Here is a 230-nt window from a genome sequence, read left to right on the forward strand (position 1 = left end):
CTGATAAACACCGGCAACACCATCAAGTGTCGCTACTTTTTTATCAAGCATAATAAGCTTGTCCAAAGGGATTTCATTTTTCAGAAATTCAACTGCATCTTCCTCACAACTGTCAAAATCAGCATTCAGAACATAATGCGTATATTCTTTTGATTTGCTGTTTAGTACATGCTTTTTAAACTGGCTGTAATCATTTTGATATACATAAAAATCGATAGTGGCAAATTCAT

At 33.5% G+C, this 230-nt stretch carries 1 protein-coding gene; it reads right to left on the reverse strand.

Going from position 1 to position 230, the window contains the following annotated elements; genetic code table 11:
* Positions 1-230, reverse strand: a 230-nt coding sequence (locus SB660_RS24260; RefSeq protein ID WP_410585203.1) for a hypothetical protein, incomplete at both ends; no start/stop codon positions are given.

The sequence above is a fragment of the Bacillus sp. SIMBA_005 genome (assembly GCF_046535585.1).
Lineage (GTDB): Bacteria > Bacillota > Bacilli > Bacillales > Bacillaceae > Bacillus > Bacillus pumilus.